Below are 25,204 nucleotides of genomic sequence, written 5' to 3'. Positions count from 1 at the left end.
GTGGTTGGAGACACCAGGGGCCGCCGAACGGTTGCGGACGCCCGGCGGCCGTCTTCCGCTCACCGTCCATACGGGGGAAATCTCCTGGTCAGCTCCCGTACCTCGGCCCGTACCCGCGCCGTCTCCTCCGGTTCGTCGCGCAGCGCCGCGGTGAACAGCGCGGCGATCCTCGCCATCTCCGGGGTGCCCATCCCCTGGGTGGTGACCGCCGCGGTGCCGAGCCGGATCCCGCGCCGGTCCCCGTACGGGAGCGCGCAGGTGTCCAGGACGACGCCGGCGGCGGAGAGCCGGGCGCGGGCGGTCCGGCCGTCGGTGCCGAGCGGGGCGGGGTCGGCGGCGATGAGGTGGGTGTCGGTGCCGCCGGTGCTCAGCGCGAAGCCCTCGGCGGCGAGCGCCCCGGCCAGCACGCGCGCGTGCTCGACCACCCGATGGGCGTACGCGGTGAACGCCGGAGTGGACGCCTCCCCCAGGGCCACCGCCTTCGCCGCGATGGTGTGCATCTGGGCGCCGCCCTGGGTGAACGGGAAGACCGCCCGGTCCACCCGCTCGGCCAGCTCCGCCGTGCACAGCAGCATCCCGCCGCGCGGACCGCGCAGCACCTTGTGGGTGGTGGCGCAGACGACGTCCGCGTACGGCACCGGGTTCGGCGCCGCTCCCCCGGCGACCAGTCCGATCGGGTGCGCGGCGTCGGCGATCAGATAGGCGCCGACCTCGTCCGCGACGGCCCGGAACAGCGCGTAGTCGGGGTGGCGGGGGTACGAGATCGAGCCGCACACGATCGCCTTCGGCCGGTGGTGGCGGGCGAGCGCGGCGAGCTGCTCGTAGTCGATGAGCCCGGTCTCGGCGTCGAGGCCGTACGGGACGAAGTCGAACCAGCGGCCCGAGAAGTTCGCCGGCGATCCGTGCGTGAGGTGCCCGCCCTGGTCCAGACCGAGGGCGAGGACCGTGTCACCGGGCCTGAGAAGGGCTGCGTACGCCGCCAGGACGGCCGCGGAGCCCGAGTGGGGCTGGAGGTTCGCGTGATCCGCTCCGAAGAGCGCGGTGGCCCGTTCCACGGCGATCCGCTCGGCGGCGTCGGCGTACGCGCAGCCGCCGTGGTGGCGGGCGCCGGGGTACCCCTCGGCGTACTTGTTCGCGAGCGGCGACCCCAGCGTCGCCAGCACCGCCGGCGACGTGAAGTTCTCCGCCGCGATCAGCTGCAGCGTCTCGGCCTGCCGCCGCCCCTCCCCGGCCAGCACGTCGGCGATCTCCGGATCCTGCCGCCGCAGGACGTCGAGGACCTCTTCGGGGGGCGCGCTGACCGACATGGCTGACTCCGTGCCTGGAGGGACGTAGCACCAATGTAGGCGCGCCCCCCGCACCCCGCCCCCGGAACGCCCGCCCCTCAGCGGCGGGTCGGGACGCCTGTCAGGGCGGTGACGACCGGGTCCAGGGCCTCCTGGATTTCGTCGCCGATGGAGCGGAAGACGGTGATGGGGGCGCCGTACGGGTCGTTGACCTCGTCCGCTTCGGCGGAGGGGGCCAGGAGCCAGCCGCGGAGCGCGGCGGCGGCGCGGACCAGGGCGCGGGCGCGTCCGACCACGCCGTCGCGCGGGTCCGGGAGGGTGGCGGGGTCGATGGCGCGGACCAGCCGGGTGAACTCCTTCAGGGTGAAGGTGCGCAGGCCGGCCGAGTGGCCCATCGAGATGACCTGCGCGCGGTGGTCGCGGGTCGCGGTGAGGACGAGGTCGGCGCGGATGACGTGCTCGTCGAGCAGCTCGCGCCCGACGAAGCCGCTGTGGTCGGCGCCGAAGTCGGCGAGGACCAGCTCCGCGTTGGTCTCCATGGGCGCGCCCTCGTGCCCCCAGGTGCCGGCGCTCTCCACGATGAGGCCCGTGCCGAGCCCGTCGCCGAGCCGCTGGCCCAGGGCGTGGCGGGTCAGCCGCTCGGTGATCGGCGAGCGGCAGACGTTGCCGGTGCTGACGTGGAGGATGCGGAAGGTGCCCTCGTGCTGCTCGTACCCCGCTATGCCACGCCCCTCAGGGGCGGTCAACTGGCCACCTCGAGGTCGGGTACGACCTTCCGGAGCTCCTCCGGTGACAGCGCGCCCTCGCGCAGCAGCACCGGGACCTTGCCCGTGACGTCGACGATGGAGGAGGGGACGATGCCCGGGGTCGGGCCGCCGTCGAGGTAGACGGAGACCGCGTCGCCGAGCATCTGCTGGGCGGCGTCGCAGTCCTCCGGCGCGGGGTGCCCGGCGGCGTTCGCCGAGGTGACGGCCATCGGGCCGACCTCGGTGAGCAGCTCGATGGCGACCGGGTGCAGCGGCATCCGGATGGCGACGGTGCCGCGGCTGTCGCCGAGGTCCCACATGAGGGACGGCTGGTGCCGGGCGACCAGGGTCAGCGGGCCGGGCCAGAACGCGTCGACGAGCTCCCACGCCTGCTCGGAGAAGTCGGTGACCAGCCCGTGCAGGGTGTTCGGGGAGCCGATGAGGACGGGCAGGGGCATGCCGCGGCCGCGGCCCTTCGCGGCGGCGAGGTCGGCGACGGCCTCGCCGGAGAAGGCGTCCGCGCCGAGCCCGTACACGGTGTCGGTGGGGAGCACGACGAGTTCGCCGCGGCGGACGGCCGACGCGGCTTCGCGCAGGCCGGTCGCGCGGTCGGTCGCCTCGTTGCAGTCGTATCGGCGTGCCATCAGTCGCGCTCCTCCTTCGTGGTGGTGCGGTGCCGGCTCATGGCATCGCCTTGCGGGCGGTCGCGAAGCGCGGCCGGTTGTTGAGGTCGGGGTGGTCGGCGGCGTCCGACCAGCCGGCCTCCTCGTTGAAGATCCACGGCACCTGGCCGCCCTGGGTGTCGGCGTGCTCGATGACGACGAGGCCGCCGGGGCGGAGCAGCCGGTGGGCGGTGCGCTCGATGCCGCGGATGGTGTCGAGGCCGTCCTCGCCGGAGAACAGCGCCATCTCGGGGTCGTGGTCGCGGGCCTCGGGGGCGACGTACTCCCACTCGGTGAGGGGGATGTACGGCGGGTTGGAGATGACCAGGTCGACCTGGCCGTTCAGCTCCGGGAGCGCGGTGAGCGCGTCGCCCTGGTGGACGGTGACGCGGGAGCCCTCGGCGTTCTTCCGGGTCCAGACGAGCGCGTCCTCGGACAGCTCGACGGCGTGGACGCGGGAGCGCGGCACCTCCTGGGCCATGGCGAGGGCGATGGCGCCGGAGCCGGTGCAGAGGTCGACGATGAGCGGTTCGACGACGTCCATGGCGCGGACGGCGTCTATGGCCCAGCCGACCACGGACTCGGTCTCCGGGCGGGGCACGAAGACGCCGGGGCCGACCTGGAGCTCCAGGTAGCGGAAGAACGCCCGGCCGGTGATGTGCTGGAGGGGTTCGCGGGCCTCGCGGCGGGCGACGGCCTCCCAGTAGCGGGCGTCGAAGTCGGCGTCCTTGACGTTGTGCAGCTCCCCCCGCTTGACGCCGTGCACGAACGCGGCGAGTTCCTCGGCGTCGAAGCGCGGTGAGGGAACGCCGGCGTCGGCCAGCCGCTGGGTGGCCTGGGCCACCTCGGCGAGCAGCAGGTTCACGCGGTCCTCCGTGGTGCGGGGTGGGGCTGGGGAACGGCCTTGCTCAGGTCGCGGCGAGCTTCGCCGCCGAGTCGGCGTCGACGCACGCCTGGATGACGGCGTCGAGCTCGCCGTCGAGGACCTGGTCGAGGTTGTACGCCTTGAAGCCGACGCGGTGGTCGGAGATGCGGTTCTCCGGGAAGTTGTACGTGCGGATCTTCTCGGAGCGGTCGACCGTGCGAACCTGGCTGCGGCGGGCGTCGGCGGCCTCGGCCTCGGCCTTCTCCTGGGCGGCGGCGAGGAGCCGGGAGCGCAGGATGCGCATGGCCTGCTCCTTGTTCTGGAGCTGGCTCTTCTCGTTCTGGCAGGAGGCGACGATGCCGGTCGGCAGGTGGGTGATGCGGACCGCGGAGTCGGTGGTGTTGACCGACTGGCCACCGGGGCCGGAGGAGCGGTAGACGTCGATGCGCAGGTCGTTGGCGTGGATCTCGACGTCGACCTCCTCGGCCTCGGGGGTGACGAGCACGCCGGCGGCGGAGGTGTGGATGCGGCCCTGCGACTCGGTGGCGGGCACGCGCTGCACGCGGTGGACGCCGCCCTCGTACTTGAGGCGGGCCCAGACGCCCTGGCCGGGCTCGGTGGCGCCCTGGCCGCCCTTGGTCTTCACGGCGACCTGGACGTCCTTGTAGCCGCCGAGCTCGGACTCGGTGGCGTCGATGATCTCGGTCTTCCAGCCGACGCGCTCGGCGTAGCGGAGGTACATGCGGAGCAGGTCCCCGGCGAAGAGGGCGGACTCGTCGCCGCCGGCGCCGGCCTTGATCTCCAGGATGACGTCCTTGTCGTCGCTGGGGTCGCGCGGGACCAGCAGGAGGCGGAGCTTCTCGGTGAGCTCGTCGCGCTGCTTCTCCAGCTCCTTGACCTCGGCGGCGAAGTCGGGGTCGTCGTGCGCGAACTCGCGCGCGGTCTCGATGTCCTCCCCGGTCTGCTTCCAGGAGCGGTACGTGCCGACGATCGGGGTCAGCTCGGCGTAGCGCTTGTTCAGCTTGCGCGCGTTGGCCTGGTCGGCGTGGACCGACGGGTCGGCGAGCTTCTTCTCGAGGTCGGCGTGCTCGCCGACCAGTTCCTCGACCGCCTCGAACATCTTCGGGCTCCTGGTTTCGTCAGTTGCTACGGGGACGCCAAAGCGCCGGTCCCGGCCGCCCCGCTCGGGGGCGGCCGGTGACCGGCGCGGGGGCTCGCTACTTCTTGGAGCCGGCGGCCTTGCCGAAGCGGGCCTCGAAGCGGGCGACGCGGCCACCCGTGTCGAGGATCTTCTGCTTGCCCGTGTAGAACGGGTGGCACTCGGAGCAGACCTCGGCACGGATGGTGCCCTCGGTCAGGGTGCTGCGGGTGGTGAACGACGCGCCACAGGTGCAGCTGACCTGGGTCTCGACGTACTCGGGGTGGATCTCGCGCTTCAAGGGTGTCTCCTAGTTCCGGGAGGGCACCGGGTCGTCGCCGCGGGTTGCGGCGGACGTGAACCGGGGCCGACGTACCAGTCTGCCAGGACCGGCCGCATCTCCCCAAACCGGGGTGGCGGCGCCGGTATTCCCGGGGGCCGGCGGGGTCAGCGGATGACGCCCTCGGCCTTGCCGGTGGCGGTGTCCTTCGTCGCCGCCGCGGGGATCGGGCGGTCGGCGGCGAGGGCCTTCCAGACCTGCTGGGCCTTCTCCTCGACGGGGACGACCCGGTTGGGGTCGGCGGGGTCGTACCGGACGGGGAGGGTCACCATGTGCACGTTCCCGGCGGAGAGGCCGGTGAGGCCCTGGGCGAAGCCCATCAGCTCCTGGACGGAGTCGAGCTCGGAGTCGGTGGTGATCGCCTTGGTGGCGGCGTCGGCGACGTCCAGGAGCTTCTTCGGGTTCGTCCCGAGGCCGAGGCCCTTGACCTGGTCGATGAACGCCTTCATGAACGCCTGCTGGAGCTGGATGCGGCCGAGGTCGCTGCCGTCGCCGACGCTCTTGCGGGTGCGGACGAGGCCGAGGGACTGCTCGCCGTCGAGGGTGTGGGTGCCGGGCTCCAGGTCGAGGTGGCTCTTGGCGTCCTTGATGGGCCGGGTGGTGGTGATCTCGACGCCGCCGAGGGTGTCGATGAGCTTCGTGAAGCCGGTGAAGTCGACCTCGACGTAGTGGTCCATGCGGATGCCGGACATCGCCTCGACGGTCTTGACGGCGCAGGCGGGGCCGCCGACCTCGTACGCGGTGTTGAACATGGCGCGGCTCTCGCCGGGGGCCTCGGCGCCCTGCGGGGTGGTGCAGGCGGGGCGGTCGACGAGGGTGTCGCGCGGGATGGAGACGACGCTCGCCTTCCGGTGGCCCTCGGAGACGTGGACGACCATCGCGGTGTCGGAGCGGGCGCCGCCCTCGTCCTTGCCGTAGGCGCCGTTGTCCCCGGAGCGGGAGTCGGAGCCGAGGACGAGGATGTCCAGCGAGCCGTTGTCGACGTTCTTGGGGCGGTCGGTGCCCAGCTGGGCGTTGATGTCGACGCTCTGGATGTTCCCGTCGAGCTGGAGGAACACGTAGCCGAGTCCGGCGCCGGCCAGGACGAGCACGGCGAAGGCGCCGGACACGGCTATGCCGGCGCGGCGGCGTTTGGCGGACGGTTTGCGGCGGCGTCCGGTGGCGCCTCCGCGTGCGCGCCCGCTCGGTGTCTGCTCGGTCATCGTCTTCCCTCGGGCCTATGGTTCACCTTTTGTGACGGCGAAGCACCCGAAAGGGTTGCATACGGACCTGTGAGGTTTCGCTGCGCGAGCCTCCCGCAACGCGCCGTGCCCGCCACTCGGTGAGTGGCGGGCACGGTGTTCGCGCAGGTCACGAACGGATCACGGCCTCGGAGCCGGTCTCCGCGATGTGACGCGGGTCTCCCCGGCGACGTCAGTCGTTGTTGCCGCCCGGCGTCGTCTTCTGGATCTGCAGCAGGAACTCGCCGTTCGACTTCGTCTGCTTGAGCTTGTCCAGGAGCAGCTCGATGGCCTGCTGCTGGTCGAGCGCGTGCAGGACGCGGCGGAGCTTCCACGTGACGGCGAGCTCGTCGCTGCCGAGGAGGATCTCCTCCTTGCGGGTGCCCGAGGCGTCGACGTCGACGGCCGGGAAGATCCGCTTGTCGGCGAGCTTCCGGTCGAGCTTGAGCTCCATGTTGCCGGTGCCCTTGAACTCCTCGAAGATCACCTCGTCCATCCGCGAGCCCGTGTCGACCAGCGCGGTGGCCAGGATGGTCAGCGAGCCGCCGTCCTCGATGTTGCGCGCGGCACCGAAGAAGCGCTTCGGCGGGTAGAGCGCGGTCGAGTCGACACCACCGGACAGGATGCGGCCGGAGGCGGGCGCCGCGAGGTTGTACGCGCGGCCCAGGCGGGTGATGGAGTCCAGCAGGACGACCACGTCGTGACCCAGCTCGACGAGGCGCTTGGCGCGCTCGATGGCCAGCTCGGCGACGGTGGTGTGGTCCTCGGCCGGGCGGTCGAAGGTCGAGGAGATGACCTCGCCCTTGACCGACCGCTGCATGTCGGTGACCTCTTCCGGACGCTCATCGACCAGGACGACCATCAGGTGGCACTCGGGGTTGTTGTGGGTGATCGCGTTGGCGATCGCCTGCATGATCATGGTCTTGCCGGTCTTCGGCGGGGCCACGATCAGACCGCGCTGGCCCTTGCCGATCGGCGACACGAGGTCGATGATCCGCGTGGTCACCACGCCCGGGTCGGTCTCCAGGCGGAGCCGGTCCTGCGGGTAGAGCGGCGTCAGCTTGTTGAACTCGGGGCGGCCGCGGCCGGAGTCCGGCGCCATGCCGTTGACCGAGTCCAGGCGGACCAGCGCGTTGAACTTCTCGCGGCGCTCGCCCTCCTTCGGCTGGCGGACCGCGCCGGTGAGGTGGTCGCCCTTGCGCAGGCCGCTCTTGCGGACCTGGGCGAGGGAGACGTACACGTCGTTCGGGCCGGGCAGGTAGCCGGAGGTCCGGATGAACGCGTAGTTGTCGAGGATGTCGAGGATGCCCGCGACGGGGATCAGGACGTCGTCCTCGGAGACCTGCGGCTCGCCGGCGGCGAACTCGTCGCGCCCGCGACGGCCGCGGCGGTCGCGGTAGCGCCCGCGACGCCCGCGCCGGCCGCCCTCGAAGTCGTCGTCGTCCTGGAAGCCGCCGCCGCCCTGCTGGCCCTGGCCCTGACCCTGCTGCTGGCCCTGGCCCTGGCCCTGGCCCTGGCGCTGCTGGTCCTTGCGCTGGCCGCCGCCCTGCTGCTGGTCGTCGCCCTTGCCGCGCTCGCGCTGGCGGTCGCGGCGGTCCCGGCGGTCCCGGCGGCTGCGGCCCTCGGCGGTGTCGGCGGCGGACTCGGCGCGGTCGCCCTGCGCCTCGCCCTTGGCCTCGGTACGCGTCTCGGTCTTCACGGCCTGCGCGGCCTCGGCGCCCTCCGGCGAACCGGCGGGGGCGGTGGCCCGGCGGCGGCGGCGCTCGCCGGCCGGCTGCTCGTCGCCCTGCTCGGCGGTGCTCGGCTTCGACGGCTGGCCCGGAATGTCGATCTGCTGCTGGGCGGGGGCCTGCTCGGCCTGCTCCGCCTTCGGCTCGGCGGCCTCGGCGGTCTCGCCCGTGCGGGCCTTGGAAGTGGCGCGGCGCTTCGGCTTGGCCTCGGCGGCGGCGTCGGTCTTGGCGGGGGCGGCGCTGCCTGCCCCGGCCTGCGCCTCCTTGATGACCTCGATCAGCTGGCTCTTGCGCATCCGCGCGGTGCCCCTGATGCCGAGGCCGGACGCGACCTGCTGCAGCTCGGCCAGGACCATGCCCTCGAGGCCGGTGCCGGAGCGGCGGCGCCGTGCGGTGCCGCCACTGGCAGCACCTGCGGCGGGCGCGGCGGCGTCGACGGTGTCGTCGGCAGTCACGCCCATCAGATCGGTGGTGTCGCTCACGAAGGGTCCTTCCCTGGAGCGGACGTCGGCCCTGTGGCTCGGCGACCGGTTGTGCTGTCCGGCAGCGGTCCTGGTTGGCGGACCGTGTCCGGGGCGGTGGTCCCGCCGGAATGCGGCGAGAGGAGAGAAAACGTGCTGTGTCCGGCCCGAGCGCCCCCTGCTCGGCCCTCGCGGGTGGGAGCGAGGGGTGTCGTGCCGGTTCCGGAGCGTGCTCGAAACTGCTCAGGCAGGCTGCTCAGGCAGTTGGGGAGGAGGCTCCCGGAAGAATGGGTGGTCCCTGAGGGGACACTCCGCACCGCTCCACAAAGAGGTCGGGTGCAGACTTGAGGTTAACACTACCGGCTCCAACAAACATTCCCCCTCTCACTCACCGGCAATCGCGTGTTCGGAACGCTGCCCGGCGTCCCGTACGGCGTCCGCCGCCGCGCCGTCAGGGCGCCAGCGGCAGCACGCTCGCTCCGGACGCGTCGAGGTCGAGCCGGTTGGCGGCCCAGCCCTCGCCCGCGAGCAGGGCGACCTTGTCGGCCGTCCCGTTGTCGGCCAGCGCGAGGACCGTCGGGCCCGCGCCGGAGATGACCGCGGGCACTCCGTCGGCCCGCAGCCGGTTCACCAGGGCGACGCTCTCCGGCATCGCGGGGGCCCGGTACTCCTGGTGCAGCCGGTCCTCGGTGGCCGCCAGCAGCAGCTCGGGGCGGCGGGTCAGGGCCTCGACGAGGAGGGCGGCGCGGCCGGCGTTGGCGGCGGCGTCCACGTGCGGGACGGTGCGCGGCAGCAGGCCCCGGGCGGTCTCGGTGAGGACCGGCTTCCCGGGCACGAAAACCACCGGAACGATGGAATCCGAGGGGTCCATCCTGATCGCCCGCGCGGCGCCGGCCTCGGTCCACGCGAGGGTGAAGCCGCCGAGCAGACAGGCGGCGACGTTGTCGGGGTGGCCCTCGATCTCGGTGGCCAGCTCCAGCAGGGCGGCCTCGTCGAGCTTGGCGTCGCCGCCTATGGTCACGGCGCGGGCGGCGACGATGCCGGCGCAGATGGCGGCGGAGGAGGAGCCGAGGCCGCGGCCGTGCGGGATGCGGTTGGCGCAGACGACCTCCAGGCCGCGCGGCTGCCCGCCGAGCAGGTCGAAGGCCGTGCGCAGGGAGCGTACGAGCAGGTGCTTCTCGTCGCGCGGGAGCGTGTCGGCGCCCTCTCCGGCGATGTCGATGTGCAGCCCGGAGTCGGCGACCCGGACGACGACGTCGTCGTAGAGGCCCAGCGACAGGCCGAAGGCGTCGAAGCCCGGGCCGAGGTTGGCGCTGGTGGCGGGGACGCGCACCCGTACGGCGGCGGCGCGGAACGCGGGACCGGCCATCGCTCGATGACTCTCCTTGACTGCGGCAACGGGGTGTTCAAGAGAAGTGCTGGGGAACCCGGGGGGCCGTTTCGGCCGTTCGGTCGCGAGCGGGCGACCACGGCGACGGCACCGCGCCTGCGCGCCGGGGCGGGTTCGGTACAGCCTATCGAAGGAAGGTTCTGTGGCGACATAGGGCGCACGGGAGGCGCACGATGCGTGTCGCGCGCCAACCTGTGCGCCTATGTACGTTCCTGATCGGGTTTCGACCAGAGCCTTCACCCGGTCGGGGGAGTTTCCGCTCGTTCCCGAGCATCCGCTCCCCCGTCCGGGGCATCGGGATCAGGCCAGTCCGAGCCGCTCGGCGGCCGCGGCGGCGTCCACCGGGACGGTGACCGGCTGCGGGGCGCCGGCGACGGCCCAGTCGGGGTCCTTCAGACCGTTCCCGGTCACGGTGCAGACGATCCGCTGGCCCGGGTCGACCTTGCCCTGCTCGGCGGCCTTCAGCAGACCGGCGACCGAGGCGGCCGACGCCGGCTCCACGAAGACGCCCTCCTGCGCGGCCAACAGACGGTAGGCGCGCAGGATCTCACGGTCCGTCACCTCGTCGATGAAGCCGCCCGACTCGTCGCGCGCGGCGATCGCGTACTGCCACGAGGCCGGGTTGCCGATGCGGATCGCGGTCGCGATGGTGGAGGGGTCCTTGACGACCTCGCCGCGCACCAGCGGCGCCGAACCGGACGCCTGGAAGCCCCACATGCGCGGCCGGCGGGTGGCGAGCCCGTCCTCGGCGTACTCGCGGTACCCCTTCCAGTACGCGGTGATGTTGCCCGCGTTGCCCACCGGCAGGACGTGGATGTCGGGGGCGTCGCCCAGCATGTCCACGATCTCGAACGCGGCGGTCTTCTGGCCCTCGATGCGGACCGGGTTGACCGAATTGACCAGCGCCACCGGGTAGTTCTCGGAGAGCGCGCGGGCCAGCGTCAGGCAGTCGTCGAAGTTGCCGTCGACCTGGAGGATCTTCGCGCCGTGCACGAGGGCCTGGCCCATCTTGCCGAGCGCGATCTTGCCCTGCGGCACCAGCACCGCCGAGACCATCCCGGCGCGCACCGCGTACGCGGCGGCGGAGGCGGAGGTGTTGCCGGTGGAGGCGCAGATGACCGCCTTGGCACCCTCCTCCTTGGCGCGGGTGATGGCCATGGTCATGCCGCGGTCCTTGAAGGACCCGGTGGGGTTGGCGCCCTCGACCTTGAGGTGCACCTCGCAGCCCGTGCGCTCGGAGAGGACCTGGGCCGGGACGAGCGGCGTGCCGCCCTCACGGAGCGTGACGACCGGCGTCGTGTCCGTGACCGGAAGGCGGTCCCGGTACTCCTCGATGATGCCGCGCCACTGGTGGGTGCCCTGCTTGGTCATGGGTCCTTACTCCCCTTCAACACGCATGATGCTGGCGACACCGCGCACGGTGTCGAGCTTGCGCAGCGCCTCGACCGTCCCGGAGAGGGCGGCGTCGGCGGCGCGGTGGGTGACGACGACGAGGGACGCCTCGCCGTCCTTGCCCTGCTGGCGCACGGTATCGATCGATACGCCGTGCTCGGCGAAGACCGTCGCGACCTGGGCGAGGACGCCCGGCTTGTCGGCCACGTCGAGGCTGATGTGGTACCGCGTCACCACGTCGCCCATGGGGCTCACGGGCAGCTGGGTGTACGCGGACTCGCCGGGGCCCGTCGCCTCGTTGAGACGGTTGCGGCAGACGGCGACGACGTCGCCGAGGACGGCCGAGGCTGTCGGCGAGCCGCCGGCGCCGGGGCCGTAGAACATGAGCCGGCCGGCGGCCTCCGCCTCGACGAAGACCGCGTTGTACGCCTCGCGGACGGAGGCCAGCGGGTGGCTCAGCGGGATCATCGCGGGGTGCACGCGCGCGGTGACGGACTCGCCGTCGGCGGCCCGCTCGCAGATCGCGAGCAGCTTGATGGTGCAGCCCATCTCCTTCGCGGAGGCGAAGTCGGCGGCGGTGACCTCGGTCATGCCCTCGCGGTACACGTCGTCGAGGCGCACGCGCGTGTGGAAGGCGATCCCGGCGAGGATGGCGGCCTTGGCGGCGGCGTCGAAGCCCTCGACGTCGGCGGTCGGGTCGGCCTCGGCGTATCCGAGCGCGGTGGCCTCGTCCAGGGCCTCCTGGTAGCCGGCGCCGGTCGAGTCCATCTTGTCGAGGATGAAGTTCGTGGTGCCGTTGACGATGCCCATGACCCGGTTGATCTTGTCGCCGGCGAGGGACTCGCGGAGCGGGCGGATCAGCGGGATGGCGCCGGCGACGGCGGCCTCGTAGTAGAGGTCCTGCCCGTGCTGCCCGGCGGCGGCGTAGAGGGTCGCGCCGTCCTGGGCGAGCAGCGCCTTGTTGGCGGAGACCACGGAGGCGCCGTGCTCGAAGGCGGTGGTGATGAGGGTGCGGGCCGGCTCGATCCCGCCGATGACCTCGACGACGACGTCGATGTCGCCGCGTTTGACCAGGGCGGTCGCGTCGGTGGTGATCAGGGCGGGGTCGACGCCGCCGCGGACCTTGTCGGGCCGGCGGACGGCGACGCCGGCGAGCTCGATCGGCGCGCCGATGCGCGCGGCGAGGTCGTCGGCGTGCGTCGTCATGATGCGCGCCACCTCGGAGCCGACAACTCCACAGCCCAGCAGCGCCACCTTCAGCGGACGCGTACGCATCATCCGACCTCGTCTCTCGTACTTCTGCTTCGTATCTCTACGGTTCTTGCGGTTACTGCCGGTATTGCGGTTCGTGCGGCCCTTGCGGTTCACACGGGGGTGAGGACAAGTCTCACTCACCGGACGGACAATTCCGCCGCCGGTCCGGATCGTGAGACATCGATTCCACCACCCGACTATTTCATCAGCCGACGTCGAGACGCAGGAGATCTTCCTCCGTCTCGCGCCGGACGATGACCTTTGCTTCGCCGTCGCGGACCGCCACCACGGGCGGCCGGAGGGCGTGGTTGTAGTTGCTCGCCATGGAGCGGCAGTAGGCGCCGGTGGCGGGCACGGCGATCAGGTCGCCGGGGGCCAGGTCGGCGGGGAGGAAGGCGTCGCGGACGACGATGTCGCCGCTCTCGCAGTGCTTGCCGACGACCCGGGAGAGCATCGGCTCGGCGTCGCTGACGCGGGAGACGAGGCTGACGCTGTACTCGGCGTCGTACAGGGCGGTGCGGATGTTGTCCGACATGCCGCCGTCCACGCTCACGTACGTGCGCAGCCCGTCGAGCGGCTTGATCGTGCCGACCCGGTACAGCGTGAACGCGGTCGGTCCGACGATGGCCCGGCCCGGCTCCACGGAGATCCGCGGCGTCCGCAGCCCGGCGGACTCGCACTCGCGCGTCACGATCTCGCTGAGCGCCTTGGCGATCTCGTGCGGCTCGCGCGGGTCGTCCTCGGAGGTGTACGCGATGCCGAGGCCGCCGCCGAGGTCGATCTCGGGCAGCTCGACGCCGTGCTCGTCGCGCACCTCGGCGAGGAGCTGGACGACGCGGCGGGCGGACACCTCGAAGCCGGCCATGTCGAAGATCTGGGAGCCGATGTGCGAGTGGATGCCGATGAGCTCCAGGCCGTCGAGCTTCAGCGCCCGGCGGACGGCCTCGGCGGCCTGCCCGCCGGCGAGCGCGATGCCGAACTTCTGGTCCTCGTGGGCGGTGGCGATGAACTCGTGGGTGTGCGCCTCCACGCCCACGGTGACGCGGATCTGCACGCGCTGCCGCTTGCCGAGGGACTGGGCGATATGCGCGACCCGGACGATCTCCTGGAAGGAGTCGAGGACGATCCGGCCGACGCCGGCCTCGACGGCCCGCCGGATCTCGTCCTCGCTCTTGTTGTTGCCGTGGAAGGCGATCCGCTCGGCGGGCATCCCGGCGGACAGCGCGGTGGCGAGCTCGCCGCCGGAGCAGACGTCGAGGTTGAGCCCCTCCTCGTGCAGCCAGCGGACGACGGCGCGGGAGAGGAACGCCTTGCCGGCGTAGAACACGTCGGCGTCCGGGCCGAAGGCGTCGGCCCACGCGCGGCAGCGGGTGCGGAAGTCGGTCTCGTCCAGGAAGTAGGCGGGGGTCCCGAACTCCTCGGCGAGGTCGGTGACGCGCAGTCCGCCGACGGTCGCGACGCCCTGCTCGTCCCGGGCGACGGTCCGCGCCCACACCTTGGGGTCGAGCGTGTTCAGGTCGGCGGGCGGCGCGGTGTAGTGGCCCTCGGGGAGGACGTCGGCGTGGCGGGGGCCGGCGGGGTGGGCGGAACGGCTCATGTCTGGTCTGCTCTTTCAGATCCGGTCGGGTGCGCTGATGCCGAGCACGGAGAGGCCGCCGGCGAGCACCGTCCCGGCGGCTTCGGCGAGCGCCAGCCGGGAGCGGTGGGCGGCCGAGGGTTTCTCGTCGCCGAGCGGCAGGACGGTGTGCTGGAAGCCGAGCAGCGCGTCGGCGACGGCTTCGAGGTGCCGGGCGACCCGGTCGGGGGCGCGGTGGCGGGCGGCGGCGAGGAGGACGTCGGGGTGGTCGCGGAGCAGCCCGGGCAGCGGGTCGTGGACCTCGGTCTCGTACGAGGGGAGGACGTCGAGCTGCCGGCCGTTGACGAGGAGCCGCCGGACGCGGGAGTGGGCGTACTGGACGCGGAACAGCGCGTTGCGCTCGTGCCGTACGAGCAGCGGGGGCCCGTCGAGGGGCCGGTCGTGCGGGGCGGCCCGCAGCAGCCGCCAGCGGGCGGCGTCGCTCCCGAGCCGCGCGGTCTCGTCGGCTCCGGGGTGCACGTACGGCCGCTCCCCGCCGGACGCGACGCCGGCGTCGGCGCCCTGCCCGCGCAGCAGTCCGGTCACACACGCGACGACGAGGGCGGCGCGCGCCTCGGCGGGCGGCTCGAACCGTACGACCTCCCCGGCGAGCGCGTCCCCCCGTCCGTATCCGGTTCCGGCGGCGCGCACGGCCCGGACGAGGTCGGCGCCGTCCTCCGGCCGCAGGGTGAAGTTCAGGAAGCCGGGGCCGGTGATGTCCACGGCGAGGATCCCGGCGGCGCCGTCGAGCCGCGCCTTCAGCACGGAGGCCACGTCGAGCGCGGGGCGCCCGGCGGGCCGGGCGAGCGAGAGGGCGACACTGCTGGCGTACTCCCCCACCCCTCCGGGCCGGGCCTTCTCGACCTTGACCCGCGGGGGGACCTCGACCCGCAGCGCACCGTCGTCGACCGCACGGCGCACGGCGTGCTGCACGGTGAGGGAGAGGTCCGCGGGGGTCACGGTCCCCAGCCTAGGGGAGGAGGGGGGTCGGAACGCGAACCGGTTTCGCCATCCGGTCACCCGCCTCGCGCGGGACCGGGAATGCGGAGGCGGGAGGCCCGGGCCGCTGCCGAGCCTCAGGCCCCCGGCCGAACACTCCCGGCCGCCGGCCTGTCCCCGTCCCGTCTGTCCCCGTCCTGGCTCCCGCCGCCTGCGGACGGCTCCTCTCCCGCGTCGGGCGCGCCGGGCTGCCGCCGCGGCCGGGGCTCCCGGTGCAGCAGCTGCCGGACGACCCGTACGAGCTCCGCCGGCTCGAAGGGCTTGGCCAGGAACGCGTCCGCCGCCGGGGCGGCCTCGCCCTCCCCGCAGGCACTGATGATGGCCACGGGCAGATGCCGGGTGCGCGGATCCTCCCGTAGCCGCTGGGCGGTCCTGATGCCGTCGAGCCGTGGCATGACCACGTCGAGAGTGACGACGTCGGGCCGGACGCGGTGCACCACGTCCAGGCACTCGGCACCATCGGCCGCGGTCACGACCTCGAACCCCTCGAGTTCGAGATTGACCCTGATCAACTGCCGGATGACCTTGTTGTCGTCGACAACGAGCACCCGCCCGGACATGCCTGACACGTGAACGAGAGTAGGGCGCCCCGAGGGGCTGCGTCCGGGTTTTGCCCACTTCCGACCCGTGCGAGCGAACACCCCCCTGGTGACGCCCCGGAAATACCTGTTCACAGGCACCCCGAAAGAGCTGGTAAGGTTTCACCCGTCGCCGCCGAGCAGCGACGAAGCCCCCGTAGCTCAGGGGATAGAGCAACGGCCTCCGGAGCCGTGTGCGCAGGTTCGAATCCTGCCGGGGGCACTTCCGGAAAGAGGGTCTGACCAGCGGAAACGCTGGTCAGACCCTCTTCGCGTGGGACTGAAACAGCGACGCCTACCTTGCCGCTCCTGCTGTCGGCGGCGTCGCCCTGACCTGGACCTTTACCGCGCCGGACGCGCAGTATCCCGTATGCCCGATCCCGTTAAGACGACGTCGCGGGACATGCGCGGGACATGAGATCCCGTGGGCCACTGGGTTGACCGCGAGGAGGTGGGCGGCCTCTCATCCGTATGCGTCCAGAAGCGCGTCGATACGCCTGTTGGCGAGGGCCTGACGGCCGTAGAGGCATTTCGCGTACCGGGTCATGAGGACCTCGACGCTGTTGCCCGCCCGTTCGGCGACCTCGGTGGGGTCGACGCCGGCGTTCAGCCAGGTGGACAGGGCCGAGTGTCGCAGGTCGTAGGGGCGGACGGCGAGGGGAGACGCCACGAGGTCCGGCGGGAGGGCGAGTTCGCGGGCCTCGTGCCGGGCGCGATCGTACGTGCTGGAGCCCACGATGCCGCCCTTCTCGTTGAAGAACAGCCGTCCGCCGTCCGCAGTACCGAAGGTGTCGACGCTCTCCCTCTACAGGCGGACGAGTTCGGGCGGAAGCGGCACGACACGCGTGTCGCTCGGTGGGCGGCTCTTCAGGCCGCGGAGGTCGTGGTTCCGTCCGCTGTCGGTCCACTTCTTGCCGACGGAGGGCGGTGGCGTGCAGGACCGCGGTGCCCCACCCTGTCGCGGGCAGGTCGCAGTCGGGCAGCGCGACGGCCACGGCTTCGGCCGGCCGCAGTCCCGCGTAGTACATCCCGGCGAAGAGGCCGACCAGCCTTCGCCCTCGCGCCCGCTCGTAGCCGCCTACGTAGGAGACCGCGCAGAGCAGGCTCCGCGCCTGCACGGGGTTGACGACGACACGGGGATCGAGCTGCTGGACGGTCTCGGTGATGCGCCAGCTGACGTGGGCCAGGGGATCGGCGCGGAGCCGTCCCAGTTCGATCGCGTACCGCACCGAGTTCACGAGCGTCGTGCCCTTGCGTCGCTGTGTTTCGGCAGCCGCGACCGTGCCGTCCCGCTTCAGCCGGAGAGCCTGCAGCACGCCGCGCATCACGACTGGGTCCGACAAGTCGTCCAGGGGGCGCGAAGCCCGGGCGACCCAGTCCAGAGCGAGCCGCACCTCCGTGGGCGCGGTGCGCGCATCGGGCCGGGGGATCACGAACGCCCAGTTCCGCAGCGCCCGCCGCAGCAGCTCGTCATCCGGCCGTCCTCGCGTCCTTCGGAGCATCGCCATGGTGAGGGAGCACAGGGCGTCGTTGGTCTCGCTCCGGGTCTTCGCCGAAACCTGCCCCCAGCGCACCTCCAGGTATTCGAGCGCGAAGGCGTACCAGCTGATGGCGGTCGCACCGCGCCCGCTCCTCACCCGGCCGAAGTCGTCAGCGGCGGCTTCCCTGACGGCTCGGACCAACGAGGCCCCGAGCTCGTCGGCCGGAGCCCTGACATCCACTCCACCGCCGGCCGCCGGCCCCGCCGGGGCTTCATCACCCTCGGCCCACGCCGTTCGGGTGCATTTCGTACCTGGCCTGCCGAACTCTGCATGGCGTCCACCGCCTCTCTCCAGCTCAACGTGCTGCCTGCGGTCCCAGTGCCAGACAAGAAAGCCCTACTAGGAGGATGAAGGGTAGGATAAGTAGCATGAGCGAGCCCACCGGAAAGTACTCGATCACCATGCCGCGCGACATCGCCGAAGCCGCCAAGGCCCGCAGCGGCCCCTCCGGCCTGTCCGCCTACGTGGCCGCCGCCGTCGCCCGCCAGATCGAACGCGACAACCTCAACGAACTCATCACCGTCGCCGAGGCCGAGCACGGCCCCGTCACTGACGACGAGATCCAGTCCCTGCGCGACCAGCTCACCGAAGCCCGTCGCGAGCAGAACCAGCATGGGGCGAGCGCAGCGTGACCCGCTCCCCCGCGGTCCCCGGCGGAACCCTCGTCCTCGACAGCGAAGGTCTGGCCAAAGCCGTCCTGCGCGACCGCACGGTCACCGCCTGGCTCGCCCTGGCCCGCGCCGACGACCTGCGCGTGATCACCTCGGCGGCCACCCTCGTCGAGGTGGTCCACCCCCGCATCAACCGCCCGGCCCTGGAGTGGACACTCTCCCGCCTCGTCGTGGAACCGATCACCGAACCGATCGCCCGCCACGCCGCCGCGCTCCTCGCCGACGCCGGCCTGCACGGCCACAAGTACGCCATCGACGCCATGCTCGCCGCCACCGCGCTCGCCTCACCGGGGCCTGTCACGATCCTCACCTCGGACCCCGAGGACCTCATCGCCCTGTGTGGTGGACGCGTCACAGTGATCAAGGTCTGACCGCCTGACCATGCGAAACGCGATCGCGAATTCGGGCGGCTGTTTCAGCCCCTGCCCTCTGTCCCCAGCCATGACTCGAAGGCCATCAACTGTTCGCCCGCGGCCCCAAGCGAGTACGGCGAGGACTCGTACTGCACCGACAGATTGGTCTCGTAGAGCTTGTACACCGCCGGAGCCGTCTCCCCCGCCAGGGAGGCCTCCTTCAGGGCCCGGGCCACTGTTTCGATGTCCGCTCGACGAAGGGCACCCGTGACCTCCGGCCACACCGTCTCCGCGAGGTGATCACAGAGCTCCATCAGAAAGCGGCCCGCCCGTGCCGCACGGTCGGAGGTCGCCTCTTGCCTCGCCTCGTGCATATGGTCCGCAAGATGGTCGTTCCGCTCGTCCTCGCTGTCCCATGATCCATCGTCGTAAATATCTTTCCAGGTGCTCTCAGCCCGATCTATCGCCGCCTGAAACTCTTGGTCGAGTGCCCCTTGAGTGAGGGTGGGATGCGATGCCTCGACGTCCTTCAGCCCGTCCATCAGCCCGTCCACCGACGCCGCGGGGAGAGGATGCCCGTCGCGTACCGCGGTCAACAACGCGACCGTATCGACCGCCCGCCGCACCTGTTCACTGTCGACGAGACCCCATAGCTCATAGGCACATCGCTCGACGGCCGGATAGTTGTGATCGGCGATCTCTCCGTCGAGTTCCCCTGAGAGATTAAGGAGTGCTTCGGTCACACCCTCAATCTCTTCCAGGGCGTTCTCGATCTCCTCGTCGATCTTCGCGACGACTCGCAACGCCTCTTGGGCCTCCGTGAAATCACGTTCCAGTCGCGCTACGCGGTCCGCGAGCTCGCCCATTTCCCCTCCTCGTCTTGTCGTGACTCCGTGCTCGGTCGTTACGGGACCAAGCCAATTCGCCGCCGCTCACATCCCGGTCGTGAGCAGGAAGGGGCTGGGATCCCCCGCCCAAGACACATACAGGCCGTCGCGGGCCCGGGTGCAGGCAACGAACAGCAGGCAGCGTTCCGCCAGCAGGTCGGCCTCGTGCTGGAGGCGGTCGACGTCCACTGGCGTCACCGCCTTGGGATAGGGAACGGCGCCGTCATGGACGCCGACCACCGCGACGCAGCGGTACTCCAGGCCCTTGAAGGAGTGCATGGTGCCAACGTTCACGGCGCCAGCCGCCGACGGCCGATCCGCCCGCAGTCGTCGAGCGGGGATGCCGGCCGCCGACAGGCGCTCCGTCACCTGGTCACAGGTCCGGTTGAAGCGTGCGCTCACGCCGATGTCACCGGGGGTGATGCCGTCGTCCAGCCAATCGCGCACGCGTGCGACGAGCGCTGCCAGCTCCGCGTCGTGAGAGGCGGCCGCATGGGTCTCGGGGCCGCTCCCGTGCAGCGCCGAACGGTAGCCGAGCAGGGTTTCGTGGCGGCCATCGTCCTCGAGCTCGGTGAAGGGGCGGCCGACGAGGAGCGCGGTGGACCAGCTCAGGATCTCGTGCGTGGAGCGGTAGTTCTTGCGCATCTTCGTCGACCGCCCGGCGACCTTGATCCCGACCGTCTTCAGGGAGACCTTGCTGTCGTAGATCCGCTGGTGCGGGTCGCCCGCGATGAACAGGTCGTCCGGGCGTGCCGGGGTGGCGGCACGCAGAAGGCGCCACTGGGCGGGGTGAAGGTCCTGAGCCTCGTCGACGACGACGTGCCGGTAGCGCGGGCCGGTCCGATCCAGCAGGTCCGCGGCCTCCGCGCAGGTCCCCAGGTAGGTCCGCAGCCCGTCGGAGGCCAGCCGGGCGGTGAACTCCTCGACGGCGCGCCACACCGGTAGCCGGGCCGCCGCCGGCAACGCGCTGCCGCGCCCTTTGCGTTCGGCGGCCTCGTACTCCTCGTAGGTGCGCAGGTTCTGGGCGAGGACGACGTGCTTGTACTCCTGGGCGAGGAACTGCGGGCTCCCGGCGAAGCCCGCAGCCTGGGCGGCCTGCTGCCAGCGGGTCGGCTCCTCGTCGGCGCGCAGGGGCCTGCGTGACGTGGACAGCACCCGTCCGGCGAACGCGTCGACGGTCATGATGTCCACCCGGTCCCGGAGCGCCGCGTCATCGACGAGTTCGACGAGGCCGGCGCGCAGGGCGGCCACCAGCGCGTTGGTGTAGGTGGTGAGGAGGATGCGGTCACCGTCGCGCAGGTGGCCGAGCAGGTGACGCACGCGGTGCAGGGCGACGACCGTCTTGCCCGTGCCGGGGCCTCCGGTGACCTGCGCCGGGCCGGAGTAGGAGGGCCGGTAGGCCACCTTGTGCTGGGACGGGTGCAGGAAGACCCGCCACGCGGCGAAGGGTTTGTCGAGGATCTCTCGGAGCTCGTCCGGTCCCGTGACCAGGGCGATGCGCGTACGCGTGTGCCGGATGGCGGTGGCGTAGTCGACGGGGTTCACGGGCCCGGCGCTGTCCGCGGTGGCCAGGTTGACCGCCACCACCTCGCGCCACACGTCCTCCACGGTGAACCCGGCGGCGAGGTACTCCAGCACCTCCCGCTGGTCCTGGGGGAAGAACGGGGCGAAGGCCTCCAGTTGCTCCGGAGTGGTCAGGACACGGGCTTGCCTCAGCGTCGTGCCGTCGATACCGAGGGCCGCGAGATCTCCGTCCGAGAACCTGGCGAAGAGCCGCTGCTCGGGGGCGGGAGCGGTCCGCTCGTACGCGGGGGTGAGCTCCTCCAGGACGGCGATGTCGCGGATCTCGACGGCCCGGGTGACCGTGTTGATGCTCGCCTTCTGCTTGACGGCCCACGCGTTCGCCTCGTCGTGCGGCAGCACCCGCAGCAGGACGTAGGTGTCCCCGCTGTCGGGTGCCAGCACGACCCCCCGTGTGCCGCGGTCGATCCGAATCGTCCGAATGTGCGGATCCCGGGCGTTCTTGAGCGACTCCAACTTCAGGCCGGGATCCTTGAACAGCTCCGCCAGAGTGAGCCGTTCAAACTTCTCCCAGGCATCGAAGACTCCTTTGCGGACCGTGCCCTGGAGCTTGGGGAGCTGGGCGCAGAAGGTGATGTCGAAGGCGAGGCGGGGCATGGCGGAGTTTCTCTCCCGGTGGTTCTACTCGTCGGTCTCGTCCGGCTCTTCCAGGGCGCCGAGCACCCGCCAGGCCACCTCGGCGAGCGTCTCCCCGGACGTGGTGGACCACCGGGCCGTGCCCTGATTGGCGACGGGTCGTTGCGCCCAATCGGCGAGCTCCCACATCCGGGTGATCAGACCGGACGGGGCGTACTGCTTGCCGTCGGCGGCCCACAGGATCGGCTTGGTGCGGTGGTTCACCCAGGTCGCTCGTGCCCGTCGTTCATCCTGGGCGAGCCAGTCCCGCAGCGCCTCCGCCTCCAGCGGGTAGCCGGCGGAGAGAACGAGGGGCTCACCGTCCTCGAAGATCTTCTTGTCCACCAGGACGTGGACCGCGTTGGGCCGTCGGCGCTTCCGCTGGGGATTGACGCGCCGGTACGTGTCCGGGGTGACGATGTCGCCGTCCGCCTTGGCCATGCGGGCGAGCACATGGTCGGCGAGATCCCGGCTCCGGGCGACATCGGAGCAGACCGCGCGGACCTGCGAGCGTTCGGTGAACAGTTCATCGATGGCCGCCATGGTCATCGGTACCAGCCGCTCCAGCAGGTCCTTCGTACGCTCCGTGGCTTCCTTGGCCCAGGTCAGCTCGGGGTCGGGTTCGCCGATGGCCTCGGTGTCGAGCAGCCGGAACACCAGATGGGTGAGGAAGTACGTCCCGTGTTCCGTGAGGGCCGCGCCGCGGCCCTGGTAGCGCTTGCGGATGTCGAGGAGGCTCCGACGCACCTGGCGGAGCACCTGGACCGCGTTCCACAGGAGGTAGACGCCCGGCTGGGGTCGGAACAGGACGTCATAGACGCCCTGGCCGCCCCGCTCCCACAGGGGGTCCAGCGAGAGGGCGATCCGGGCCGCGTACTGGCTGTCGGCATGGGCGCAGGCCAGAGCGCAGGCGGCTTCCACGACCGAGCAGCCCGACTCCTCCGGCGGGTCCAGCTCGCTGCGCCTGACGCCGTACTCCAGGTCCAGTTCGGCGCGCATCTCGTCCATGATCGCGGCCTGGACCGGGTCGAGGGCGATGAAGTCGCGTGCCTCGACGCTGTTCTGCCGGTTCGTCGCCTTGGTGGTCTCCTTGGCGAAGTGGGCGGCGCGGTTCGTCGCGATGATCCGCACGTTGATGCGGGCCTCGGCCGCGGCGGCGTCCTGGGCGAGGGCGTCGGCGACGGCCCGAACCGTCTGGGCTCCGTTGACGACGCTGGCGTTGTGCAGCGTCAGCCTGATCGGCTTGCGGTGGGGACTCAGGGTCGACTGTTCGGCCTTGTCCACCGCGTCGCACAGCACCGTGATGCCGTTGTTGAAGTACCAGAAGTGCGCCGGCTCCTCGGTGAGCGTCGCCATCAGGGCGTTGTTGATGGAGGTACGGCCGAGGGGGTTGCGGATGTTCAGATTGAAGAGGTCCGGTCCCTTCCGAGCCCACTCCGCCACCTGTTCGGCGTCGACCACCCCCTGGTAGGACTCGTAGAGCTCGTCCGATCCCATGCCGAACCAGGGGAACAGTTCGGCGGTGAGTACGACCGGTTCGGGGGCCTGGTCGTCCCGCACCGACCGCCAGACCTCGGGCGCCAGGATGATCCTGTGGTCGAGCACCTCACCATACTGGTTGAACTGCTTCTCCCCGTTGGCGATGGCCTGCGTGAAGCCCTCACCCGGAGGGTCCGAGCGCATGAGAACGACGACCTGGGTGACCGGCACCGGTCCTCTGTTCATGACGGACTTGGCGTACTCGGCCAGCTGCCGACCGCGCGGGTTGAACGGCGCGTACTCCTCGTAATCGATGAGGCGCAGCCCGTCGAGCAGCTCGAGCACCGCCTTGCGGTCCGCGCCCGCCTTTCCCTCCGGGCTCCACTTGCCCTGGACGAGGTAGACGTGCGGGTCGGCACCCTCGACCACGGCGATCGCGTCAATGCCCTGGTCGGCGTGTCCGTCGATGACGGTGGCCGCCGCGTCCTCGGGGCTGAAACCGGTGACGATCCGTACGGCCTGCGCGGTCAGCGCCCGTGACAGCAACCGGTTCTCGTAGTCCTGCCCCGAGTACTGCGCCAGGTCGCTGACGTCGAGCAGGCTCTCGTAGACCTTCTTCAGCGCGTTGCCGACCTGGCGCACCTGAGTGGCGACCTTCGTCGCGCGTTCGGTGCCCGATTCCGCCTTCATGGTTCTCCCCTCCCCACGGCAGGCCGACGGCCTCGCCGCTCACAGCGATGTGCACGAGACCCTCGTCGGGGCTCAGGATTCCTGACCGTCGGGATCCAGCCGTATCAGCGCCAGCGCCTCGGCGACCTCGCCCGTCAGCTCGTCCGCGGGCCCGTAGACGACGTTCAGGTCGTCGTGCAGTGGTTCCAGCACGACGAGGGCGTCGGCGGCACGGCCCTGGGCGAGCAGCAGCATGCCGATGTCACGGCGCAGCTCGATGGCTTCCTCGCTGACATCGCTGTCCACTGACCGGACGACGGCCAGCACCGATTCCAGCGTCGACAGCGCCTCCGTCACCTGCCCGAGTTCGGCGCGGCAGCGGGCGGCCTGGGCCCGGCAGGCGCGGGCCCGCTCGCTGGTGGGTCCGGCGATTCGGCCGTACGCGTCCGCCAGTGCGGTGAACTCGGGCAGTGCGGCCCGGTAGTCCCCGCCGAGCAGCCGGATCGCCGCCCTCTGGGTACGCAGCTCCAGCACCTGCCGGTTCTCGGTGCCGAGGGCACGGGCGGCCGGCTCGATGACCTCGCTCAGCACCTCGGCGGCCTGCGCGAACCGCTCCTCTTCGAGGAGGGCGTCGGAGTGCGCGTACGCCTCCTTGATGTCCGCGCGGAGTTCGTCCGGTACGGGAAGGGGCGCGGGAGCCGGCTCTCCCGAAGGCGTCGGGGAGACCGCCGCCCGGGGCCGGGAACGGGGCGCGTACGGGTCGCGGAACAGCCCTGTCGGGTCCGGGGCTCCGGCCGGACCCGTCTCGCCCGGCACCGGCTCCTGGCCCGCCTTCGGGAGGAAGGGCCGCAGTCGCTCGTACACCTCCTGGACGTCGGCGGGCCGCGCCTCGGGCGCCTTGCGGAGCAGGTGCAGGACGAGTTCTTCCAGCGCGGCCGGGACCTCGGGGCGCAGCCGCCTGAGCGGGATGGGGTCCTTGGTGACGTGCTGATACATGAGCGCCAGCTCACTGTCCGCCTGGAACAGTGCCCGCCCGGCGAGCAGTTCGTGGAGGACGCACCCGAGCGCGTACAGGTCCGTCCGCGGGGTGACGCGCCCGCCCCGTACCTGCTCGGGCGCCATGTACTGGGAGGTCCCGATCGGGCTGCCGGTGGCGGTCAGCTTGGTCGCGTCGGTACGCAGGATCGCCGCGATGCCGAAGTCCAGGACCTTGACCGTGCCGTCGTGGGCGACGAGGACGTTCCCCGGCTTCAGATCCCGGTGGATCACGGGGACCTCATGGGCGTACGACAGGACAGTGGCCACCTGCGCCGCCACTGCCACGGCCCAGCTCACCGGCAGGGGCCGGGCCGGGTCCACGTAGGCGGACAGCGGCACGCCCTCCACCAGTTCCATGACCAGGAACAGGTGGTCATGGGTGTCGTCCAGGACCGCGTCATAGACCTGCGGTACGCCGGGGTGCTGGATCCGGGCCGTGATCCGGGCCTCGCGCCGGAATCGCTTGGCCAGCTCGTCCGCCATCTGCGGCGAGGTGACGGCCTGGGGCCGGATGAGCTTCACGGCGACCGGCCGGTCCAGGACGGCGTCATAGCCGCGCCAGACGTCGCCCATGCCGCCGTGGCTGAGCTCTTCCAGGAGTTCGTAACGCCCGGCGATCATCCGTTGGGACACCGTGCCCGCCCCCGTCGCATCCGCTCGCCGGCGTGCGTACCAGTCGGCGTGTCGGCCGGCC

The 25,204-nt window shown here is 71.6% G+C and carries 21 protein-coding genes and 1 tRNA gene; 3 read left to right on the top strand and 19 right to left on the bottom strand.

Translation table 11 applies throughout. The features are described from left to right. Positions 1–59: 59 nt before the first annotated feature. From glyA to ACFVQZ_RS20270, 14 genes are all read right to left on the bottom strand, one after another. Entirely contained in the window at positions 60–1,307 is a 1,248-nt protein-coding gene (gene glyA / locus ACFVQZ_RS20335; protein ID WP_383624499.1) for a serine hydroxymethyltransferase, read from the bottom strand. Positions 1,308–1,384: 77 nt separating this feature from the next. After that, positions 1,385–2,032 (bottom strand): low molecular weight phosphatase family protein, encoded by a 648-nt coding sequence (locus ACFVQZ_RS20330; protein ID WP_030492612.1) that lies wholly within the window; start codon positions 2,030–2,032, stop codon positions 1,385–1,387. After that, on the bottom strand, positions 2,029–2,676 hold the full coding sequence (locus ACFVQZ_RS20325) for an L-threonylcarbamoyladenylate synthase (RefSeq protein WP_030492613.1): 648 nt from the start codon (positions 2,674–2,676) through the stop codon (positions 2,029–2,031). Before ACFVQZ_RS20325 ends, ACFVQZ_RS20330 begins: the two co-directional genes overlap by 4 nt. 37 nt (positions 2,677–2,713) lie before the next feature. Beyond that, a complete protein-coding gene (gene prmC / locus ACFVQZ_RS20320; RefSeq protein WP_030492614.1) occupies positions 2,714–3,559 on the bottom strand; it encodes a peptide chain release factor N(5)-glutamine methyltransferase in 846 nt (281 codons plus the stop codon). Positions 3,560–3,602: 43 nt separating this feature from the next. Further along, complete coding sequence (gene prfA / locus ACFVQZ_RS20315) at positions 3,603–4,679, bottom strand: peptide chain release factor 1 (protein WP_383624494.1); 1,077 nt, start codon at positions 4,677–4,679, stop codon at positions 3,603–3,605. A 97-nt stretch (positions 4,680–4,776) separates the two neighbouring features. After that, positions 4,777–4,998 carry a 50S ribosomal protein L31 gene (rpmE, locus tag ACFVQZ_RS20310; RefSeq protein ID WP_030492616.1) on the bottom strand — a complete coding sequence of 74 codons (222 nt, stop codon included), beginning with the start codon at positions 4,996–4,998 and terminating at the stop codon, positions 4,777–4,779. A gap of 146 nt (positions 4,999–5,144) precedes the next feature. Next, positions 5,145–6,239, bottom strand: a complete 1,095-nt coding sequence (locus tag ACFVQZ_RS20305) for an LCP family protein (RefSeq protein ID WP_383624491.1) — start codon at positions 6,237–6,239, stop codon at positions 5,145–5,147. A 211-nt stretch (positions 6,240–6,450) separates the two neighbouring features. Further along, positions 6,451–8,469, bottom strand: a complete 2,019-nt coding sequence (rho, locus tag ACFVQZ_RS20300) for a transcription termination factor Rho (protein WP_383624488.1) — start codon at positions 8,467–8,469, stop codon at positions 6,451–6,453. Between the two features lie 430 nt (positions 8,470–8,899). Further along, the gene (thrB, locus tag ACFVQZ_RS20295) at positions 8,900–9,817 is read right to left on the bottom strand and encodes a homoserine kinase (RefSeq protein ID WP_030492619.1); all 918 of its coding nucleotides are present in this window, start codon (positions 9,815–9,817) and stop codon (positions 8,900–8,902) included. A 321-nt stretch (positions 9,818–10,138) separates the two neighbouring features. Next, positions 10,139–11,209, bottom strand: a complete 1,071-nt coding sequence (gene thrC / locus ACFVQZ_RS20290; RefSeq protein ID WP_030492620.1) for a threonine synthase — start codon at positions 11,207–11,209, stop codon at positions 10,139–10,141. Between the two features lie 6 nt (positions 11,210–11,215). After that, positions 11,216–12,505, bottom strand: a complete 1,290-nt coding sequence (locus tag ACFVQZ_RS20285; protein ID WP_030492621.1) for a homoserine dehydrogenase — start codon at positions 12,503–12,505, stop codon at positions 11,216–11,218. Between the two features lie 184 nt (positions 12,506–12,689). Then, on the bottom strand, positions 12,690–14,081 hold the full coding sequence (gene lysA / locus ACFVQZ_RS20280; RefSeq protein WP_383624485.1) for a diaminopimelate decarboxylase: 1,392 nt from the start codon (positions 14,079–14,081) through the stop codon (positions 12,690–12,692). Between the two features lie 15 nt (positions 14,082–14,096). Continuing rightward, positions 14,097–15,059 (bottom strand): ArgS-related anticodon-binding protein NrtL, encoded by a 963-nt coding sequence (gene nrtL / locus ACFVQZ_RS20275; protein ID WP_383624482.1) that lies wholly within the window; start codon positions 15,057–15,059, stop codon positions 14,097–14,099. Between the two features lie 116 nt (positions 15,060–15,175). Then, positions 15,176–15,658 carry a response regulator gene (locus ACFVQZ_RS20270; RefSeq protein ID WP_383624596.1) on the bottom strand — a complete coding sequence of 161 codons (483 nt, stop codon included), beginning with the start codon at positions 15,656–15,658 and terminating at the stop codon, positions 15,176–15,178. Positions 15,659–15,827: 169 nt separating this feature from the next. On the opposite strand from ACFVQZ_RS20270, the gene ACFVQZ_RS20265 reads away from it, so the two are divergent. After that, positions 15,828–15,899: transfer RNA gene (locus tag ACFVQZ_RS20265), tRNA-Arg, on the top strand. Positions 15,900–16,139: 240 nt separating this feature from the next. Here ACFVQZ_RS20265 and ACFVQZ_RS20260 read toward each other — a convergent pair. Continuing rightward, positions 16,140–16,412, bottom strand: a complete 273-nt coding sequence (locus ACFVQZ_RS20260; RefSeq protein WP_383624479.1) for a hypothetical protein — start codon at positions 16,410–16,412, stop codon at positions 16,140–16,142. Between the two features lie 1,173 nt (positions 16,413–17,585). Between ACFVQZ_RS20260 and ACFVQZ_RS20255 the strand changes: the two genes are divergently transcribed. Together ACFVQZ_RS20255 and ACFVQZ_RS20250 are read left to right on the top strand one after the other, a co-directional pair. Further along, a complete protein-coding gene (locus ACFVQZ_RS20255) occupies positions 17,586–17,849 on the top strand; it encodes a CopG family transcriptional regulator (RefSeq protein WP_383624476.1) in 264 nt (87 codons plus the stop codon). Beyond that, positions 17,846–18,259, top strand: a complete 414-nt coding sequence (locus ACFVQZ_RS20250; protein ID WP_383624473.1) for a PIN domain-containing protein — start codon at positions 17,846–17,848, stop codon at positions 18,257–18,259. The genes ACFVQZ_RS20255 and ACFVQZ_RS20250 overlap by 4 nt, the downstream gene beginning before the upstream one ends. Positions 18,260–18,303: 44 nt before the next feature. Here the strand turns inward: ACFVQZ_RS20250 and ACFVQZ_RS20245 are convergent, their stop codons facing one another. The 4 genes from ACFVQZ_RS20245 to ACFVQZ_RS20230 form a co-directional block, all read right to left on the bottom strand. Further along, positions 18,304–19,107 carry a hypothetical protein gene (locus ACFVQZ_RS20245; RefSeq protein WP_383624471.1) on the bottom strand — a complete coding sequence of 268 codons (804 nt, stop codon included), beginning with the start codon at positions 19,105–19,107 and terminating at the stop codon, positions 18,304–18,306. 66 nt (positions 19,108–19,173) lie between these two features. After that, complete coding sequence (locus ACFVQZ_RS20240; RefSeq protein ID WP_383624468.1) at positions 19,174–21,306, bottom strand: UvrD-helicase domain-containing protein; 2,133 nt, start codon at positions 21,304–21,306, stop codon at positions 19,174–19,176. A 24-nt stretch (positions 21,307–21,330) separates the two neighbouring features. Further along, positions 21,331–23,493, bottom strand: a complete 2,163-nt coding sequence (locus ACFVQZ_RS20235) for an AIPR family protein (protein ID WP_383624465.1) — start codon at positions 23,491–23,493, stop codon at positions 21,331–21,333. Between the two features lie 72 nt (positions 23,494–23,565). Next, the gene (locus tag ACFVQZ_RS20230; protein WP_383624462.1) at positions 23,566–25,131 is read right to left on the bottom strand and encodes a protein kinase; all 1,566 of its coding nucleotides are present in this window, start codon (positions 25,129–25,131) and stop codon (positions 23,566–23,568) included. Positions 25,132–25,204 lie beyond the last annotated feature (73 nt).

The sequence above is a fragment of the Streptomyces sp. NPDC057854 genome, assembly GCF_042797055.1.
Taxonomy (GTDB): domain Bacteria; phylum Actinomycetota; class Actinomycetes; order Streptomycetales; family Streptomycetaceae; genus Streptomyces.
Note: the sequence above shows the minus strand (reverse complement) of the source record. Positions and strands in the feature narration are given on the sequence as shown.

Excerpts from the sequence above, each read along its gene's own strand:
- glyA (WP_383624499.1), bottom strand. The coding sequence starts at position 1,307 with ATGTCGGTCAGCGCGCCCCCCGAAGAGGTCCTCGACGTCCTGCGGCGG.
- ACFVQZ_RS20325 (WP_030492613.1), bottom strand. The coding sequence starts at position 2,676 with ATGGCACGCCGATACGACTGCAACGAGGCGACCGACCGCGCGACCGGC.
- prfA (WP_383624494.1), bottom strand. The coding sequence starts at position 4,679 with ATGTTCGAGGCGGTCGAGGAACTGGTCGGCGAGCACGCCGACCTCGAG.
- ACFVQZ_RS20305 (WP_383624491.1), bottom strand. The coding sequence starts at position 6,239 with ATGACCGAGCAGACACCGAGCGGGCGCGCACGCGGAGGCGCCACCGGA.
- thrB (WP_030492619.1), bottom strand. The coding sequence starts at position 9,817 with ATGGCCGGTCCCGCGTTCCGCGCCGCCGCCGTACGGGTGCGCGTCCCC.
- thrC (WP_030492620.1), bottom strand. The coding sequence starts at position 11,209 with ATGACCAAGCAGGGCACCCACCAGTGGCGCGGCATCATCGAGGAGTAC.
- ACFVQZ_RS20285 (WP_030492621.1), bottom strand. The coding sequence starts at position 12,505 with ATGCGTACGCGTCCGCTGAAGGTGGCGCTGCTGGGCTGTGGAGTTGTC.
- lysA (WP_383624485.1), bottom strand. The coding sequence starts at position 14,081 with ATGAGCCGTTCCGCCCACCCCGCCGGCCCCCGCCACGCCGACGTCCTC.
- ACFVQZ_RS20270 (WP_383624596.1), bottom strand. The coding sequence starts at position 15,658 with ATGTCCGGGCGGGTGCTCGTTGTCGACGACAACAAGGTCATCCGGCAG.
- ACFVQZ_RS20255 (WP_383624476.1), top strand. The coding sequence starts at position 17,586 with ATGAGCGAGCCCACCGGAAAGTACTCGATCACCATGCCGCGCGACATC.
- ACFVQZ_RS20245 (WP_383624471.1), bottom strand. The coding sequence starts at position 19,107 with ATGGGCGAGCTCGCGGACCGCGTAGCGCGACTGGAACGTGATTTCACG.
- ACFVQZ_RS20240 (WP_383624468.1), bottom strand. The coding sequence starts at position 21,306 with ATGCCCCGCCTCGCCTTCGACATCACCTTCTGCGCCCAGCTCCCCAAG.
- ACFVQZ_RS20235 (WP_383624465.1), bottom strand. The coding sequence starts at position 23,493 with ATGAAGGCGGAATCGGGCACCGAACGCGCGACGAAGGTCGCCACTCAG.
- ACFVQZ_RS20230 (WP_383624462.1), bottom strand. The coding sequence starts at position 25,131 with ATGATCGCCGGGCGTTACGAACTCCTGGAAGAGCTCAGCCACGGCGGC.